Here is a 13,824-nt window from a genome sequence, read left to right on the forward strand (position 1 = left end):
TCACCGGTTTCTGTTGCCCGAAGACAAGGCGCGACTCATCTGGGCGGCGATCTGGCTCTGTGAGCGCTGGAAACCTGTCACATCCGGCGTCGTGATATTCATGACGATTGCTGGTCCGGGGCTGCTTGCGCTGCGTACCCCCAGCTTGCCATCGGGACCACGTGCAAGCGGCATGATCGCCTCTGGTCCCGCCTCCCCCATCAGCCCCGTACCACCGCGCATTGGAAACGTGGTGGCACCGCTGACCACACCGCCCTGGGCAACGGGCATCACCCTGCCTTGCGAAAAAGCGGCACCCTTTGCAAAGGGCAATATTCCTTGGACCAGCGCTCCGACACCTTGGGAAACCAATCCACCAAAATGATCCGTAACCGGCTTCATTGCAGCGTTGTAGGTTGTGTTTGCCAAAGATTGCGCAACAGTCTTGAGCGCATCAGACAGTTTCATTCCATCAAAAACCACACCATCAAAAGCCCGGCGCAAACCTTTACTCAGCCCCTTTTCAAGGGTCTGAACATCCTTGCCCGTGGCCGCCAATGCCCCGCTCATCCGGCGCAACTCGCTCTCAAATCCCGATACCAGAACCCCGGTCGTTTCCAGGGTAGCATTCAGATCCTCGGCTTTACCTTCAAGTCCGCCAAAATCATCAAATTCAGCCATCGTTCGGTCCTTCATTCTCGTCTGGATAAGCCGCCATCAACGCTGCCAGACCCTCGCTCAACATGGGTAAGGCCACACCCGAAGTGCCCAACATCAACCGCAATTCGACAGGTGTCAGCGCCCAGAACACATCAGGTTCCAGACCCAGCACATGCAGTCCGACCCGCATCAGCCCCGGCCAATCCAAGCCCGCGCTCACTCCGGCACCACAAAAGCCCGTGCCAATAATTCCGCTGCCGCTTTCGCCGCCGCCATCGGCCCGCCTTCGATATGGGCATCCGCAACCTGCGCGTCAGTGATATGTTTTCCCGTCCCGCGCAGGCCCGCCCCCAACAGTGCCACGACATCTCGGCTGGTAAAACGGCTCCCCTCGAACCGCTCAACCAGCCCCACCAGCGATTCCGCATCCAGGCTGTCCTCCAATTCCGCTAAAGCACCCAGGGTCAACCGTGCTTCACAGCGCTCCCCGTCAACCACCAGCGGCACATCCCCTCTCCAGCGATTTGCCATGCTCAAACCACCAAATCTGGCGTAAAGGTCAGGATCCCCGCGGATTGCAGGCTCAACTCATAGGTCGCCTCACCGTTCAACTGACCCGCATACTCAAGCGCAGTCACCTGAAATGGCCCCTCAACCACCCCAAATTCAGGAATTACAATCTGGAAATTCGGCGTCAGCCCGTCGAAAAACAACTGCCTTGTCCGCTCATCCGTACCTGAATCTCTGAACACACCTGCCCCAGAAATCGCAGCGGACCGAACGCCGGCACCCGCCAGCAACTCTCGCCAGCCGCCTTCACTGTCGAGCGTGGTCACATCCACTGGTTCTGCGTTAAAACTCACACGCGTTGCGCGCAGCCCCGCGATGGTCTCAAACTGACCGTCACTCGTCATGTCCACTTTTACCAAAAGGTCTTTACCTGCTTGAACAGCCATTCCTTGTCTCCTGCTATACCGTGTAAAATCAGTCGTCCTGCACACGTGCGGCGAACCGCAAATCAATCTGGCGCGTCGCTGCAGTCTCGACTCGTGCCGCCCTGGCCCGCTCGAACCGAAGGTATACCAACCGGCCCCTTGAAAGCGTCAGATCAGCGCCATGCAGCACATCACACACAGCAGCGGCCGCCGCCTTGGCCTGCGCAAATCCGGGACGTGAGGTGATGATCGAGACCGTGAATCTATGCAAGGCACCGGTTCCGCTGCCATCAGACGCATCCCTCGCTTCTTCTCCGCCCAGACGCACATGAATTGCCGGCAACGCGCCTGCTGGCACCGCATCATAAATCGCGGTGCCGACAATCAAACCCAGTGCGGAATCTGCCAGCAACGCATCATAAACAGCAGCCTGTAAGGGCCCTGAGATTACATAGCTCATACCACGACCTCTTCTTCGGCAAAGCAGGTCAGATAACGCCCCTCAGGGTCACGCTCCGCCACTGCCTCAATGGTGAAAATTCGCTGGCCCAGCCGAAACCGTTGTTGTGGCCTGGGACGTTCGGGAGTGCCAAAGGGCGCACCGCGAACGACAATCTTGTATGCCATCCGACTTACAGGGCTGCCGATTTGCGCCGTTTCGCGTCCGGTCCGCCCGGTGATCTCGGCCCACAAGGTTCCCAGTGCAACCCAACCCTCGACATAGCCGCCCGCCCCGTCGCTCACGCGCTCCGGCGTTTCCAACACCAACGCCTGATTCAGCCGCGGTATGCTCATCTCACCGCTCCTAATCGCATTGACTTGTGCCGTTCTATCAAGCTCGTCACGCCAAACGGCATACAACCGTCACTCAGTCCCGTGTCATGACGATATTCGTAATAATGGGATGCCAGCATCAAAACAGCCTGACGCAGGTCGCCGGGCACGCCTTCCCAATTCACTGCAAAGCCGGCGTCAAAATGCACCACGACAGCCCCAGCTTGTGGTATCCGCGGCAATGCACCTCCCGTAGACCGCAATTTTGGTCCGTGCCCGTCCCGCTCCAGCCAATAACTGGTCGCCTCAACGTCACTGCGGGTGCCTTCACGATCAATCAACTCTACCTTCGTGACCGCACCAATTGGTGCAACAGGCAATTGATGCGCACAGGGGTTACGCCATACCGGTACAGTTTGCTGAAAGCTGCGTTCCAACAAAACCTTGCCTGTACGTGCCTCGACCGCGGCAATTGCTGCGCGCAGAAACGACATCAACACCGGATCCTGCACATCTCCCTGACCAAAGCCACTGCCCAGCCGTAGATGGGCCTTGAATGCCTCCACCGGCAGGGCCGCGTCGGGAACGGGTGTCTCTTCGATCAACATAATGAAACTCTCCAATTTTCGGCCCCCTCGTGCGGGTCTCAAACCCGGACGCGCGGCCACCTGCTCTGCTTGGTCAGAGGGGAGCAGCTAGGCAAAGCAAGTATCTGAGGTCGCGCGTCCGGACCGGGGTCAACTCACCCCGGTCCCTCCGTCAGCGCGGTTTACGCCACACCGAATTTCAACAGCTTTATCGCGGCAAAATCGCTCACGTCGCCGCCCACGCGCTTGGTCGCATAGAACAACACATGCGGTTTGGCGCTGAACGGATCGCGCAAGATCCGCAGATCTGGACGTTCGGCCACTGTGTATCCGGCCCGGAAATCGCCAAAGGCGATCGAGAAACTGCCAGTGCTCGCATCCGGCATGTCCTCCGCCACCAACACAGGATAGCCCATCAACTTTGCCGGCTCACCCGACGCCAGACCATCAGACCACAAGAAGCGCCCGTCCCCATCGGTCAGCTTGCGCACCAGACCTGCAGTCTTGGAATTCATCACAAAGGCCCCATTGGCGCGGTATTGTGCACCCAGCGCATAAACCAGTTCGATTATCGCGTCCGGCGTCACTTCACCGTCCACTTCCGTTGGTACATACCCAAGGTTGCCCCAGGTCCAGACATCATTGTCAATTGCTGGATGCGACAAGAACCCCTTGGGCTTGTCCACGCCATCGCCATTGATAAAGGCCGCTGCCTCGGCGCGCGCGAACTTGTCAGCAATGCGCCCGGCAAGCCAGCCCTCAATGTCAAACGCAGAGTCATCCAGCAACCGCTGAGAGGCCTTTGGCAAGGCACTCAATTCATGTAGGCCAATTGTAATGCGATCAATCTGCGGGGTATCGGTCTCGGCTTGCGGACCCGCCTCTGTCGCCCAACCGGCTCCCACATCGGTATGATCCACCAAAACGTCATAGGAGGTCGCCTCGACCTGAACCACAGATGCAATCGCCCGGATGGACGCCGTTGCATTCAACACCGACTGAACCGTCGCCGAAGTTTGCGGATCCACAAGATACCCACCATCAGAATTAACCGCCGTCGAAAGCGATTTCCCCTCCAGCTCAAGCCCACGCAGCGCGTCATCATCGCCATTGCGCAAATAGGTATTAAACGCCTTCTGATGGGGAGCACCGGCATCCGTGGCCCCGCTCAAGGGGGTACGCAAAGGCAATGTTATTTTTCGATCCAGCATGGTCATCCGCTCTTCCGTTTGTTGAAGTTTCATCTCAATTTCCGCCTGAAAACCTTTGAATTCAGTGACAAAACCTGTCACCGCTCTGCGCACTTCCTCAGCCGGCGACATCTCTCCGTTTCTCATATTGCTCATCCGTTACTCCCGAATTTGCTGATTTACCGACGCAGGCTCCCGCTCCGCCATGTCGGCACGCGCCTCCTCAAAGGTCGCCGCCATCTCTCGCAGGACGTCACCGACGGCGACAAAATCGCCCTTCGCCGCCACCCGTGCACTGGGCAGCATCGGAAAGGTCACAAGCGACACTTCCCAAAGCTCCAGTTCAGACAAGAGCCGATGGCCCTTGGTGTTCTTTGTCGCCTTCACCGCACGATAGCCGATCGACAGCCCATCTATCGCCTTGGCCGCGACCAGGGCCGCCGCTTCGCGCCCCTTTTCGACCGTGTCCAGAATGCGCCCCTTGACGAATAACCCCTTGCCATCCTCACGCACCTCGTCCCAGACTCCGATCGGTTGATTGGGGTCGTGCTGCCACAGCATCTTGATGCTGCGCCCCGCTGAGGCCACCGCCGCAAGGGACGCCCCGTAAGCCCCCTTTTCAACAATGTCACCGCCCTGATCCACCATGCCGAACAGACTGGCGTACCCACTGATCTCGGTCCCGCCTTCGACAGCAACCACATGCTCAAACGTCATGAACTTGCGTTCCAATGCAGGCATGAATGCAAATACATCTTTCCCGTTTTCCGGCGCAAAGCCGAAATTTCTCACGTCATATCCCATGACAAATCCTCTTGATTTTCAATCGCTTAAGGGGCCACTGCCAACACGCTCTGAATCGCCTGCGCAAGTATCACCGCGACCACGCCATAGACCGTCAACCATAACCGTCGCTCCATGCGCTCCATCAGTTTTTCCAGTTGGTCCATGCGCTTGGCCATATTTTCCTGATGGATCTGCGTCACCCGTTCGTGCGCTTGTAACTTGAGCCCGGGTGCGCATTCAAACCGCTCATACATCTCCTGCTCAATCATTATCAGCGACCGTAGGCAGCCCCAGCAGGCTTCGCTTTTCGGCATCAGTCAGAAAATCCGCCTGCGCCACCCGGGACCATTGGGACTGGCGTTCATCAGCCAATGCCGGAACCTGATCAAGGTCGGGGCGCACCTCCACCATCTCCCCGGTGAACCCGGCCAACCAGGATGCCAGCGACGCCGTTACCCGCGTCGCCAAAGGCAACACCGTCAGGCGATATAAGGCACGATGCGCCTCTTGATAATTGGCATAGGTCGCATCCCCTTGAATCCCCAACAACATCGGCGGGACACCATAGGCCAGCGCAATTTCGCGCGCGGCGGCTTCCTTCGTCTTGTGAAACTCCATGTCCGATGGCGAAAACCCCATCGGTTTCCAATCAAGCCCCCCTTCCAGCAACATCGGACGCCCTGCATTCCTTGCGCCTTGATGATGGTTTTCCATTTCCGCCACCAACCGGTCATATTGATCCGGTGCCAGGTGCCCCTGACCTTCGGCTCCTTTGTAAATGATTGCGCCCGATGGCCGCGCAGCATTGTCCAGCAATGCTTTGGACCAGCGCGAGGCGGAATTATGCACATCCATGGCCATCGCAGCCGCCTGAAGAGGTGCAAACCCGTAGTGATCGTCTTGGGGGTGGAATGTCTTGATATGGCACACAGGTCGCGCCAGACCACCTATGTCAAACCGGTGTTTTTTGCCCGCAACCGCATATTCGTAGGCCACAGGCCAGCCATCTGCGCCCGGGATCACCGACATCCGGTCAGACCTCAAGACGTGCAATTCCACGGGGATCCCGTCGCCCACTGCCTCGACATAGCCGTTACCGGACAACAGCATCTGCCCGTAAAGCGCTTCAAGCAACTCCGCCTTGCCCTGAGAGGCATTAGGACGCGCCAGCAGGGAAACCAACGGATGTGTGTCGTAACGCCGTTCGGCATCCTGCACGACCAGAGGCAAGGCTGCCGCTGCCTCGGCAATCAATTTGACGCACCGGAAACCAACGGGATTTCCGCAAAACCCGACCTTGGTCAGGCTCACAGAATCCCGTGGGCTCCACGCAACGCGGCCGGAAGTCTGATAGGCCACCACAGACCCAGTTGCCGAAGCCTTTTGTTCCGGCACATTCGCAGCCTCAGCCCCGCGTCGCAGAAAATCAAACATATGCACCAACTCCTATTGCCATTCCCTAATCAAAACAGGCTGCGGAACCCGCTCCAATCGGCTTGATTACAAATTGCTACAAAGAGTTTAATTCTGTGCGACCCCACCGAACGCAGGCCCATGCAACACCGCTTGGATTTGCGCTATAGACTGCGCAACGCCGGGCGTCGCCATTTGGCCGCCGGTTCAATCATCAACTCGTGCAAGGCCCAAACCAATGCGTCTACACGATCTGGGGACCCGCTGCCTTCATATCCATGCGCCGTCATTCGACACATTTGATCCTCCAGCGCATCCAGCCCCCTTACATGGCCCACGCGCCCCTGTTCATACAAAGCTGCCACAGGCTCTGCTCGTGCCACCTTGCCCCTGGAGGCATGTACTGACTTCAACGGCACCAGCGGATCAATCTGGCGCAGGACCTCTCCTACCATTGCGCCGCCCTGATTGACCTCGGCGACCAACTTATCGGCCCCATATCGCACCATCGCCGCAATCGCCGCTTTCGCCCATCCCGAAGGGGTCGCGCCTTGGATCGAACAATCTGCCAGAACAACTGCCCGCCACTCTTGTACCGGCCCCCGAGCGATCGCTCCAACAACGACAATTCCGCATTCGTCCGCTTCGATACCGGCCGAGGTCGCAGGATCCAGACCAACAACAATTCGGTCAAACTCGGGTGGATGCTCTACCCGTTGCGCTTCCAATGACGCAGAGGTCCACAAAGCCCCTTCTGCATCCGCCAGCAAAACCCCATCCAGCTCCTGCCGGCCCAGGCGCGTGCCTTTGTAACGCGCTCTCACTTCTTCCATAAACGACTTGGCCAGGTTAGCAGCGTTCGCTTCCGTCGGCGCATGGGTCTGCACCGTCGAAGGCGAAGCCATCAACCGCCTTAACACCGAAACATTGCGCGGCGTTGTCGTGACACATACACGCGGATCCTCGCCCAGGCGCAGCGCGAACTGCAACTGGTCCCAAACTTCCTGCCCTCGTTTCCATTTCGCCAACTCGTCTACCCAGGCTGCGTCGAACTGCGGTCCGCGCAGCCCTTCGGGATCGTAGGCGGTATGGACCGTCGCAATTGCACCATTCGGCCAGACCAACCGCTTTCGCCCGGCTTCCCACACAGGGCGGCGATCCTCGGGCGAACAGGCCAATATCCCGCTGTCGCCAAAGATCATGACTTCACGTACTTGATCAATAGTTTCGCCAACCAGCGCCACACGGCGGCAACGACCCTGATCCAGTGGCTTGGCCCCCTCGACCATCGAACGCACCCATTCCGCGCCTGCACGTGTTTTTCCGGCACCACGTCCCCCCAAGACCACCCAGGTCCGCCAGGCTCCCTCTGGCGGCAACTGGTGATCCATCGCCCAGAACTCAAAGAGGTAAGGAAGCGCCAGTAGTTCTTCCTCTTCCAACTCATTCAGAAACTGCTCTTGGACATCCGCATCGGCGGAGGCGATCCAGCTTGCACCCGATCTCAACCCTTGCTCGGTCAAGATCGAGGGCGTATCCGCCCTTTGCGATTCCAGCTTGTTTACCTCGACATTCATTTAATAAAATCTCCGCTTTGGCGCATTGCAACACAAGGTCCTTAACCTTGTTCAAAGATTGCTTTGCCGCCGTTTCATCCAAAGTGCCTTCGACTCGCGCTGCGCGCGTCAGCTCCTCGATCTCGCGTCTTAGATCGGTGATCGAATTAAATAACGTGGTCAGAATTTCGCTTCCCCACGCAATATCGTCATCTTCGCTACAAGTAGTCATTCTCTCTCCCGGTTCTCACGGATCCCCCGACCGAGCAGACACAAAAAAAGCGGCCCTCGGAATCCCTCCCGAGGCCGCTTGCCCACGTCTTCTAGCATGTCAAAATCTATAGATCACATCGTCCGCAATGTCAATGAAAAGAGGGTTACCAAACCCCTGTAAGACCGTGCGATCATTGGTTAATTTTTCATTACAGCGCTCTAGGAACAATGAGAGGACCAGGGGTGCTGCTGATCATTCCACTCGCTCAGTCTCCACCACCGGTGGAGGCGTTTCCTGCTGCTGCTGCACCACGCTCTGCTTCTATCTGACGCCAGGCAGCAACATTGGCATTATGCTCTGCAAGAGTTTCCGCAAAGGCATGGCCACCGGTACCATCGGCCACGAAAAAGATATAATTGCTTTGGTCAGGCTGTGCCGCCGCCATTAGGCTTGCACGGCCCGGATTGGCGATTGGTGTTGGCGGTAATCCATTGATAACATAGGTATTCCATGGCGTTTCCGCACGCAGTTCGGACCGACGCAATCCACGGCCCAATACGCCTTCGCCTTTGGTGATGCCATAGATCACTGTCGGATCGGTCTGTAACCGCATACCCTGGTTCAGACGGTTCACAAAAACGCTGGCGACTTGCCGGCGCTCCTCTGCCACACCCGTTTCCTTTTCGATGATTGAAGCCAGCGTCAGCAACTCTTCCGGGTTTTCGATGGGCAGATCGGGATCGCGCGCGTCCCATGCCTCGGCAAGCCGCTCTTGCTGTGCCTGTGCCATCCGCGCCACAACCGCCGCGCGGTCATCACCGGGTCGAACTTCATAGCTGTCCGGGGCAAGTGACCCTTCCGGCGGCACATCGCCCGCGCTTCCCTCAAGCACATCCATCGAAGCCATCGCATTGATGATTTGCCAACTGGTTACACCCTCGGCCAGGGCAATCCGAAACCGCGTGTCTGCCTGTGCCTTCATCTGTACATAAATTTCGGGAACAGCATCCTCTCCCGGTACGAACTCAGCCTTTTCGACAAAACGGCTGGTGGCGGGGTCCAATTCGCGCACCTGTACCGAAACGCGATTGATCCCGATCCGGTAAACCACTTCTGTACCACAGGTACTGGCACCGCCCTTGGTGATGGTCTCTACGATCTCAGACATCGAGGTGCCTGGCTCCACCAGAAAACTGCCGGCTTTCAAGGCCGCAGTCTTATCCTCATAATCGGCCCCCATGCGAAAGATCGCAGCCGATCTGACAGCGCCTTCCGCGGCCAGATCCCTGGATACCCGGCGCATGGTCGACCCCGGTTTGACCTGCACACATATTGCCTGCTCAAGCGGTCCTTGGGCGGTATATTGCGACTGTCCCCAGATGATAACGCCGCCCAGCAGGAACAGCGCCACAACCAGGAAAGTCACGGCGTTCGAGGCAATATGCCGCCACATGGGTCAGACCTTTCCGAACAATACGCTGGCGTTTGTTCCGCCAAAACCAAAGGAATTGCTCAGCGCTACATTGATCTCGCGTTTCACCGCCTTGTTTGGTGCCAAATCAATCTTGGTCTCAACCGCCGGATTATCAAGATTGATCGTTGGCGGGGCAACCTGGTCGCGGATCGCAAGGATCGAAAAGATCGCCTCAATGGCACCCGCGGCCCCCAACAAGTGGCCTGTCGCAGATTTGGTTGACGACATTGTCACCTTTGACGCGTGCTCTCCCAACATCCGTTCAACCGCGCCTAGTTCAATCGTATCCGCCATGGTCGAGGTGCCATGCGCATTGATATAGTCAATGTCTTTCGGCTCTTTTCCCGCCACACGCAGCGCGGCCCGCATCGAACGTTCCGCACCGTCGCCGTCCTCCGCCGGTGCCGTGATGTGATAGGCATCCCCGGACAGACCATAACCAATCACTTCGGCATAGATTTTCGCACCACGCGCCTTGGCATGTTCATACTCTTCCAGAACAACAATACCTGCGCCCTCGCCCATGACGAAACCGTCACGGTCTTCATCGTAGGGGCGGCTGGCCTTCTTGGGGTCGTCACCACGTTTTGTGCTCAGCGCCTTGCAGGCATTGAACCCTGCAATACCGATTTCACAAATCGCCGCTTCTGCGCCGCCTGCAATCATGACATCCGCATCACCGTACTGGATCAGACGAGAGGCATCGCCAATCGCATGTGCGCCGGTAGAGCAGGCCGTCACAACCGAATGGTTCGGCCCCCGGAATCCATAGCGAATGGACACCTGACCGGAAATCAGGTTGATCAGCGCGCCCGGCACAAAGAACGGGCTCACGCGACGCGGACCCTTTTCCTTCATCATGACAGCGGTATTGGCTATCGAATTCAAACCCCCGATGCCCGACCCGATCAGAACGCCGGTGCGCTCCAAACTTTCGCGGTCCTCGGGCATCCAGCCGGAATCCTCAACCGCCTGCTGTGCTGCCGCCATGCCGAACAGAATGAAGGTATCGACCTTGCGTTGGTCTTTTACAGGCATATAGGCGTCTGCATTGAATGACCCGTCAGATCCGTCGCCCAGCGGCACTTCACAGGCATATTGCGTGACCAGCGCAGAAGCATCAAACCCGGTTATTGGCCCTGCTCCCGACTGTCCGTCCAGAATTCGGTTCCAGCTTGCCTCGACCCCATCGGCCAAAGGCGTCACCAGTCCCAATCCCGTTACAACAACTCTGCGCATCCACCTGCCCCTTTTATCTCAATGAATGGCCTATACCTTGTCGAAGGCCCCCAGTTCAAGACATCAGGTGTCTCAAGCGGTCTCAAATCGGTGGCCCCTTGCGCGTCAAAAGGCAAATCGCCTCTCCGTCCATTTCGGTTTCACGCAGCAGGCCATAGCCCAATTCTTCGGCAATACGCAGCGACCCGGTATTTCCCGGGGTAATCATACAAACGGTACGACACGCGATAACGCGATCAAACCAGTCATGTGCAGCCTGCACCGCGTCCAGGCCCAATCCACGCCCCTGCGCTTCGGGAGCAAGAACCCAGCCCGCCTCGGGGAAAGGGTCGAAATCCGCTCCCAACCCCCTTGAACCAAAAAAGAAACCGCATTGCCCTGCCATCTGGGATTCTCCGTGCGCCTGCACCGCCCATTGGCCGAAACCGCAAATCTGCCAATGGCCTGCATTGCGCAGGAATGCATCCCAGGACTGTGGCTTGCCCCGTGGCTTGCCAGAGATATGGGTCACAACCTCGGGCGTCGCCCAGATCTCTGCAAAGCGCGAAAAATCTTCCGCCCGCATCGCGCGCAGAGTCAAACGGGACGTATTAATGGTCGGGATCGTTCTCGGCATGGGTTGGATACTCTGGGCTTGCTCATGGTCACGCTACATACCGGCGTTTGCGCCACTCTGCGAAGAGCCTGCAAGATGAGCAACCCCTCTCCTGCATGTCAGAATCGAAAACGGCGTCATTCCGCTTGGAACAACGCCGCTTCGAGAATTTTTGATGCCGAAAGGCCCCTGCAAGGACCCGCCGGACTTAAGAGGCTTCGTTGATGAACTTTACCGCATCGCCGAACGTCTGGATGTTTTCAGCCGCGTCATCAGGAATTTCGATGCCGAACTCTTCTTCGAACGCCATCACCAGTTCGACGGTGTCAAGGCTGTCTGCGCCCAGATCGTCGATGAACGACGCATTCTCGGCCACTTTGTCCTCTTCCACACCAAGGTGCTCTACAACGATCTTTTTAACGCGGTCTGCGACGTCGCTCATACTATAAATCCTCATTCTTCAGGCCAACCGGCCCCTATTGATATCCGCATACCCGTGTGTCGGGCAATTGGAGAATGCCCCGTCTTAGGAGCGGCTCTTACCCCTGAGTACACAGGGCGGGGGAGCCAATCAAGCACCCCCAATCACGATTCTGCGCCCCCTTTAGCACATGGTACGCCATGCGCAAACGGTATCAGAAACGCTTTACAACATGGCCATACCACCGTTGACATGCAAGGTCGCACCCGTGACATAGCCTGCTTCGTCACTCGAAAGATAGACGACCGCACTCGCAATTTCAGCCGGATCACCCATGCGCCCCGCCGGAATTTGCTCCATGATACCAGACTTTTGGTCTTCCGTCAGCTTGTCTGTCATCGCCGTCGCGATGAATCCGGGGGCCACTGCATTCACTGTGATGCCACGGCTTGCCACCTCATAGGCCAGGGATTTTGACATTCCGATCATGCCGGCTTTGCTGGCTGCATAATTCGCTTGTCCGGGGTTGCCTGTGGCCCCCACAATGCTGGAAATATTTACAATGCGGCCCCACCGGGCCTTCATCATGCCCCGCATCACCCCCTTGCACAGCTTGAACGTCGCTGTCAGGTTCACGTTCAGGACCGACGACCATTCCTCGTCCGACATCCGCATGAACAGATTGTCACGGGTAATCCCGGCGTTGTTGACCAGAATATCGACGGAGCCCATGGCGGAAATCGCCTGTTTGGGCAGCGCGTCGACTGCTTCCAAATCACTCAGGTTGCAAGGCAAGACATGTGCCCGTTCGCCCAGTTCCGCCTTTAACGCCTCCAGCGGTTCTGTACGCGTACCCGAAAGTCCGACGGTTGCACCCTGAGCATGCAAATGCCGCGCTATATCCGCGCCGATGCCTCCGGAGGCTCCGGTGATCAGCGCGTTTTTTCCTGACAGATCAAACATATATTCTTCCTATTCCTTTTTCAGGCGTCTTTGACAGCCGCGACATCGTCCGGTGTGCCAATTGCACGGCAGGTGGTTTCTTTTGCGATCCGGCGGATCATCCCGGACAGGGCCTTGCCCGCACCGATTTCCCAGAATTCGTCAACGCCCTGCGCCACCATCCATTCAACCGAAGACCGCCACCGCACACGTCCTGTGACCTGCTCGACCAACAGCGCCTTGATGCGGGTCGCATCAGAAACGCTTTCGGCCAGTACATTTGCGACCAGCGGCACGGTAGGATCGTCAAACTGAACCGCTTCGAGGGCGCGCGCCATTTCATCCGCGGCAGGCTGCATAAGGGCGCAATGGAATGGTGCCGATACCGGCAATGGCAATGCCCGCTTGGCACCGGCCTCCTTAGCCAGCACAACTGCACGTTCAATAGCGGCCTTGCTGCCGGAAATGACGTTCTGTGTCGGGTCGTTCTCATTGGCCAGTTGACAGATTTCGCCCTGTGCGGCCGCCTCTGCCACCTTTTCGACTGCATCAGCCTCCAGTCCCAGCACCGCTGCCATTGCCCCCTGCCCGACAGGCACTGCCGCCTGCATGGCGCGACCGCGAATGCGCAACAATCGCGCCGTATCAGCCAGTGAAACCGCGCCCGCAGCACAAAGCGCCGAATATTCACCAAGTGAATGCCCCGCAACAAATGCCGAGCGCTCAAGCCCGATGCCTTCCGCTTTCAACGCCGCCATCGCGGCCATCGAGGTCGCCATCAAGGCTGGCTGTGCATTCTCAGTCAGGGTCAGCGCTTCAATCTCGCCCGACCAGATCAGATCAGAGAGCTTCTCGCCCAAGGCCTCGTCAACTTCTTCAAATACGGCCCGCGCGGCCGGATAGGTCTCGGCTAATGTGGCCCCCATGCCGATAGTTTGTGCGCCCTGTCCGGGAAAAACGAATGCAATGCTCATGATAGCCCCCTCAATATATTTCAAAAATGTCTAGCCTGCACAGATGCGCGGAACAAGGGCGCAGAGTTGATGTGCACAAACAGAC

Annotated in this window: 18 protein-coding genes; all 18 read right to left on the reverse strand. The window is 57.8% G+C overall.

Annotation, left to right across the window (positions count from 1 at the left end):
- The 18 genes from OS190_RS10885 to fabD all read right to left on the reverse strand — a co-directional run bounded on the left by OS190_RS10885 (position 1) and on the right by fabD (position 13,739).
- Entirely contained in the window at positions 1-660 is a 660-nt protein-coding gene (locus tag OS190_RS10885) for an RcGTA-type gene transfer agent tail tape measure protein (protein ID WP_267158710.1), read from the reverse strand.
- A complete protein-coding gene (locus OS190_RS10890; RefSeq protein WP_267158711.1) occupies positions 653-859 on the reverse strand; it encodes a rcc01693 family protein in 207 nt (68 codons plus the stop codon). The genes OS190_RS10885 and OS190_RS10890 overlap by 8 nt, the downstream gene beginning before the upstream one ends.
- The gene (locus OS190_RS10895) at positions 856-1,170 is read right to left on the reverse strand and encodes a gene transfer agent family protein (protein ID WP_267158712.1); all 315 of its coding nucleotides are present in this window, start codon (positions 1,168-1,170) and stop codon (positions 856-858) included. Before OS190_RS10895 ends, OS190_RS10890 begins: the two co-directional genes overlap by 4 nt.
- 2 nt (positions 1,171-1,172) lie before the next feature.
- Positions 1,173-1,595, reverse strand: a complete 423-nt coding sequence (locus tag OS190_RS10900; RefSeq protein WP_267158713.1) for a phage major tail protein, TP901-1 family — start codon at positions 1,593-1,595, stop codon at positions 1,173-1,175.
- Between the two features lie 28 nt (positions 1,596-1,623).
- Positions 1,624-2,034 carry a DUF3168 domain-containing protein gene (locus tag OS190_RS10905; protein WP_267158714.1) on the reverse strand — a complete coding sequence of 137 codons (411 nt, stop codon included), beginning with the start codon at positions 2,032-2,034 and terminating at the stop codon, positions 1,624-1,626.
- Positions 2,031-2,369, reverse strand: a complete 339-nt coding sequence (locus tag OS190_RS10910) for a phage head closure protein (RefSeq protein WP_267158715.1) — start codon at positions 2,367-2,369, stop codon at positions 2,031-2,033. Before OS190_RS10910 ends, OS190_RS10905 begins: the two co-directional genes overlap by 4 nt.
- Positions 2,366-2,959, reverse strand: a complete 594-nt coding sequence (locus OS190_RS10915; RefSeq protein WP_267158823.1) for a head-tail connector protein — start codon at positions 2,957-2,959, stop codon at positions 2,366-2,368. Before OS190_RS10915 ends, OS190_RS10910 begins: the two co-directional genes overlap by 4 nt.
- A gap of 158 nt (positions 2,960-3,117) precedes the next feature.
- Positions 3,118-4,281 (reverse strand): phage major capsid protein, encoded by a 1,164-nt coding sequence (locus tag OS190_RS10920; protein ID WP_267158716.1) that lies wholly within the window; start codon positions 4,279-4,281, stop codon positions 3,118-3,120.
- A 3-nt stretch (positions 4,282-4,284) separates the two neighbouring features.
- Positions 4,285-4,866 carry an HK97 family phage prohead protease gene (locus tag OS190_RS10925; protein WP_267158824.1) on the reverse strand — a complete coding sequence of 194 codons (582 nt, stop codon included), beginning with the start codon at positions 4,864-4,866 and terminating at the stop codon, positions 4,285-4,287.
- A gap of 89 nt (positions 4,867-4,955) precedes the next feature.
- Positions 4,956-5,180 (reverse strand): GTA head formation protein, RCAP_rcc01685 family, encoded by a 225-nt coding sequence (locus OS190_RS10930; protein WP_267158717.1) that lies wholly within the window; start codon positions 5,178-5,180, stop codon positions 4,956-4,958.
- Positions 5,173-6,345 carry a phage portal protein gene (locus OS190_RS10935; RefSeq protein WP_267158718.1) on the reverse strand — a complete coding sequence of 391 codons (1,173 nt, stop codon included), beginning with the start codon at positions 6,343-6,345 and terminating at the stop codon, positions 5,173-5,175. The genes OS190_RS10930 and OS190_RS10935 overlap by 8 nt, the downstream gene beginning before the upstream one ends.
- A 143-nt stretch (positions 6,346-6,488) precedes the next feature.
- The gene (locus OS190_RS10940) at positions 6,489-7,901 is read right to left on the reverse strand and encodes a DNA-packaging protein (protein WP_502212133.1); all 1,413 of its coding nucleotides are present in this window, start codon (positions 7,899-7,901) and stop codon (positions 6,489-6,491) included.
- A gap of 458 nt (positions 7,902-8,359) precedes the next feature.
- Positions 8,360-9,547, reverse strand: coding sequence for an endolytic transglycosylase MltG (gene mltG, locus OS190_RS10945; RefSeq protein WP_267158719.1), 1,188 nt, complete (start codon positions 9,545-9,547; stop codon positions 8,360-8,362).
- A 3-nt stretch (positions 9,548-9,550) separates the two neighbouring features.
- A complete protein-coding gene (gene fabF, locus OS190_RS10950; RefSeq protein WP_267158720.1) occupies positions 9,551-10,807 on the reverse strand; it encodes a beta-ketoacyl-ACP synthase II in 1,257 nt (418 codons plus the stop codon).
- Between the two features lie 82 nt (positions 10,808-10,889).
- Positions 10,890-11,423 carry a GNAT family N-acetyltransferase gene (locus OS190_RS10955; protein WP_267158721.1) on the reverse strand — a complete coding sequence of 178 codons (534 nt, stop codon included), beginning with the start codon at positions 11,421-11,423 and terminating at the stop codon, positions 10,890-10,892.
- A gap of 187 nt (positions 11,424-11,610) precedes the next feature.
- Entirely contained in the window at positions 11,611-11,844 is a 234-nt protein-coding gene (locus OS190_RS10960; RefSeq protein ID WP_267158722.1) for an acyl carrier protein, read from the reverse strand.
- A gap of 204 nt (positions 11,845-12,048) precedes the next feature.
- Positions 12,049-12,786 carry a 3-oxoacyl-[acyl-carrier-protein] reductase gene (gene fabG / locus OS190_RS10965; protein WP_267158723.1) on the reverse strand — a complete coding sequence of 246 codons (738 nt, stop codon included), beginning with the start codon at positions 12,784-12,786 and terminating at the stop codon, positions 12,049-12,051.
- 20 nt (positions 12,787-12,806) lie between these two features.
- Entirely contained in the window at positions 12,807-13,739 is a 933-nt protein-coding gene (gene fabD, locus OS190_RS10970; protein ID WP_267158724.1) for an ACP S-malonyltransferase, read from the reverse strand.
- Positions 13,740-13,824: the final 85 nt, after the last annotated feature.

The organism is Sulfitobacter sp. F26204 (assembly GCF_026410305.1).
GTDB lineage: Bacteria > Pseudomonadota > Alphaproteobacteria > Rhodobacterales > Rhodobacteraceae > Sulfitobacter.